The 3,403-nt window shown below is 52.3% G+C and carries 3 protein-coding genes; all 3 read left to right on the top strand.

Features of this window, described 5'->3' with window-relative positions:
* Positions 1-94: 94 nt before the first annotated feature.
* The 3 genes from H9X86_RS11675 to H9X86_RS11665 all read left to right on the top strand — a co-directional run bounded on the left by H9X86_RS11675 (position 95) and on the right by H9X86_RS11665 (position 3,306).
* Positions 95-220: a helix-turn-helix transcriptional regulator gene (locus H9X86_RS11675; RefSeq protein WP_204901684.1), complete on the top strand. Its 126-nt coding sequence runs from the start codon at positions 95-97 to the stop codon at positions 218-220.
* 248 nt (positions 221-468) lie between these two features.
* Positions 469-2,133, top strand: a complete 1,665-nt coding sequence (locus H9X86_RS11670; protein ID WP_204901683.1) for an LptM family lipoprotein — start codon at positions 469-471, stop codon at positions 2,131-2,133.
* Between the two features lie 423 nt (positions 2,134-2,556).
* A complete protein-coding gene (locus H9X86_RS11665; RefSeq protein WP_346011470.1) occupies positions 2,557-3,306 on the top strand; it encodes a tyrosine-type recombinase/integrase in 750 nt (249 codons plus the stop codon).
* Positions 3,307-3,403 lie beyond the last annotated feature (97 nt).

The raw sequence follows: 3,403 nt of genomic DNA, 5'->3' as shown, positions 1-3,403 counted from the left end.
ACCCCTTGTCGGCTGATTTTCCTAAATGTTAGAATGCGTTGCTTGCAAATAACACGGTTAGCACGCTATAATATGCGCGGAAAGGGGGAGGCGTATGTTTTCCGAAAACCTGAAAATACTTCGTAAACAAAAGGGATTGACCCAAGAGACTTTGGCCATCAAACTGCATATAACCCGTCAAACCATTTCAAAGTGGGAAAAAGGAGTTTCCCATAGTTAAAGATACCGCACTTGCAGCCCACGCTTACAAACTCCAAATAATACGACCCCTAGTTTGTCCAAACCTTTTCACTATGATGTGACATATATATGTGGATATTGTTTTTCTATTTCTCATTATGATACAATTATACATAATACCCCGTTTTATCAAACGATTCTGACAAATTACAGCTTGTTGCGGCAGAGACACGCCATCGCATTCTTCTTTGGTGTTTTGCAGCGCAACGGAAAGGAAGGTCATACTTTATGAGACGTATCATATCAATAATTTTATTTGCTGTAATGCTTACTTCCCTTTCTGCCTGTGGTGGAGAGGGACAGCCCAACACCTCAAACACCCCTATGGATGATGATGCGGCCGCCGCCACGGCCATATTGGAGGAAGCCGTGGCGCGGCGGGAGACTATCCAGACCAGTAAAACCCAAATTGTATGGGACGAAGCCCTTATTCCCGGCAAAACCTACACCGGCACGGCCTACTACGTGTCCAACCAGGGCGACGATGGAAACGACGGCCTCAGTCCCGAGACCGCCTGGGCTACGCTGGACCGGGTCAACCAGGCTCCGCTGGAATATGGCGATGCTGTATTTTTTGAGCGGGGCGGTGTCTGGCGGAACACCACTGTGGAAACGAAGGAAGGAGTCACCTACTCCGCTTACGGGGAGGGAGCAAAGCCCCGTATCTGTGCGTCCCCGGAAAACGGAGGAGATCCGGATCTCTGGTCCCTCTGGTGGGAGGGTGAAAACGGAGAAAAGATCTGGCTCTATCACCGGGACATGCCCGACTGCGGTGCCATGGTGCTCAACGAGGAGATCGTCGCTCAGAAGGTGCTTGGTTACTGGAGCGGGACTGAGTTTCTCCACTATACCGGCCCTGCCAACTGGACGGCGGAAGACTTTGACCTGGAGGAGCAGCTCTCCCAGGCACCCTTCGATGTGACGACGGAGCTGTCGGAAAACTTGACGTTCTTCTCCAAAGCGGACAGCACCCTGCCGGATACCCTGCCCGTCTTTCTCACCGGCTGGGAGTGGGATGGACGCACCCCCGTGGGGGAACTGTACTTTCGCTGTGACGAGGGAAATCCCGGGGAACTCTATGAGAGCATTGAGTTCCAGACCCAGTGCCCTCTCTTTGACAATGTTGCCGACGGCTGCGTGCTGGACAATTTGTTTATCGGTTTTGCCGGAGATGGTGTGTTGACCGTGGCAGAAGGGGATGGCGTGACGGTCCAGAACTGTGAGGTTGGCTGGGTAGGCGGTATCGTCGCAGTTTACAACACAGGAGAAGCGTCAACGGGCTATGGAGGCGGTATCCAGCGCCTGGCAGGCGCCATGGGCGGCGGAAATCACGGCACACGGTATCAGAACAACTATGTCCACCACATGTATCACGCCGGCGGCGGAATTGAAATTTTTGAGGAACAGGGTTTTGAATCTGGCAGTGTCTATGGCGTACAGTTTGTGGGGAATGTCTTTTATCAATGTGCCTCCGGTCTGACCTTTTTCAACTGGGATGAGGAGCCGAATCCAGAGCGCAAATTTGTAGACTGCATCTATGAGGACAACTGGGTGCTCTTTACCGGCCTGGAGGACTGGATGGATCAGAGCCTTTCCCCTGCCTTTTCCCACGAGGGCGGTCCCAATCTCCAGGAAGGATGCGCCATCCGGAACAATGTGTTCTTCGTGGCCCGGTCGGCCATCGTCTATATTCAGGAATATGTGGAGGAGTACTTTCCTGACTTTGAGGGCAACACCTATGTGCAGTATGCCGACATCCCCCTGATCCACAGTGACAGTGAGAATCTGGACATGGATAACTATGATCCCCAGGCCGCTATGGAGGTGCTGGGGGACGAGTCCGGCACAGTCATCCTCTTGAATGAAGACATCTGGGGCAACCGTCTGGAGTGATTGGCAGTCATACAATGGCTCATCAAGGAAATATAAAAGCTGATACCATATCATATACCGAAAAACAGGTATAACCCATTATTGGATAATAATAACCGCCTGAGAGATCTAAAAAATTTTGGATTTCTTGGGCGGTTTTCTTATATTTATTTCTGAGTGGACATATAGAAAATCAAACAAAATGAGGTCTGGCAAGTTTCGGGCAAAATCAAAACATCAGGTGTGAGGCCAGCGCCATCAACAACAACGCACCATGGGAACGGTCATGGTGCCGGACAAAAAAACAATGGGGATCGAGTAATACTGGGTTTCACATCCGAAAAGTACTGCCACAAGAGGAAAACTATTCCGCTGGAAAAGCTCACCTCTCTGGATTTACAGAAGTTCTACAAGAAGCTGCTGACCCGAGGCAGGGTAGACCGGGTGGAGGCCAAGGGGCAGCCCAAAGGCCTCAGTGCTAAGACGGTGCGGAATATCCACCAAATTCTATCCTCTGCTCTAAAGTTAGCGCAAGAACAGCGGCTGATTCAAACCAATCCAGCGGAGGGCTGCGCCCTGCCTCGGGTGGAACACCAGGAGATGAAGACCCTGACTACGGTGCAGCTGGCATCCTTCTTCCGGGAAGCCAGGGAGAGCGGTGTATTTGAGCTGTACTATCTGGAACTGGCCACGGGTCTGCGGCGGGGCGAATTGCTGGGGCTGAAATGGGGAGATATTGATTTGGAACGGGGTGACCTCCGGGTACGGCGGCAAGTTTCCCGAATCAACGGGGAAGTGGTGGAAGCCCCTCTGAAAACGAAAAACGCCTACCGTACCCTGCCCTTGGCGGAGGATACGGTAAGCGTTCTAAAAGAACAGAGGAGAAAAGTGGGGAATAGCCCATGGGTGTTTCCGTCCCCCAATGGAGGGCCTATTTCCCCGGACAGTGTGCTGCATATGCTCCACCGGGTGCTGAAGCGGGCAGGATTGCCCAAGGTACGGTTCCACGACTTGCGTCACACCTTCGCCACCCTGGCCTTGCAAAACGGGGTAGATGTGAAGACCGTGTCCGGGATGCTGGGCCACTTCTCGGCAGGGTTTACCCTGGACACCTATGCCCACATTACCAGTGCCGCCCAGAGGCAGGCGGCGCAGACGATGGGGAGTGTGCTGGCGGGGACGATTCAGACCTGACTACTCCAATCTCCCGTATGGGTTAAACATAACCAAGTATTTACCCCTTGTCGGCTGATTTTCCTAAATGTTAGAATGCGTTGCTTGCAAATAACAC

The sequence above is a fragment of the Pseudoflavonifractor capillosus genome, from assembly GCF_016902575.1.
GTDB lineage: Bacteria > Bacillota > Clostridia > Oscillospirales > Oscillospiraceae > Enterenecus > Enterenecus capillosus_A.
The sequence above is the reverse complement of the archived record's forward strand: the minus strand, read 5'-3'. Positions and strand labels throughout refer to the sequence as shown.

What these genes read in the sequence shown, in the direction of transcription:
- H9X86_RS11675 (WP_204901684.1), top strand. Translation starts at nt 95, where the DNA reads ATGTTTTCCGAAAACCTGAAAATACTTCGTAAACAAAAGGGATTGACC.
- H9X86_RS11670 (WP_204901683.1), top strand. Translation starts at nt 469, where the DNA reads ATGAGACGTATCATATCAATAATTTTATTTGCTGTAATGCTTACTTCC.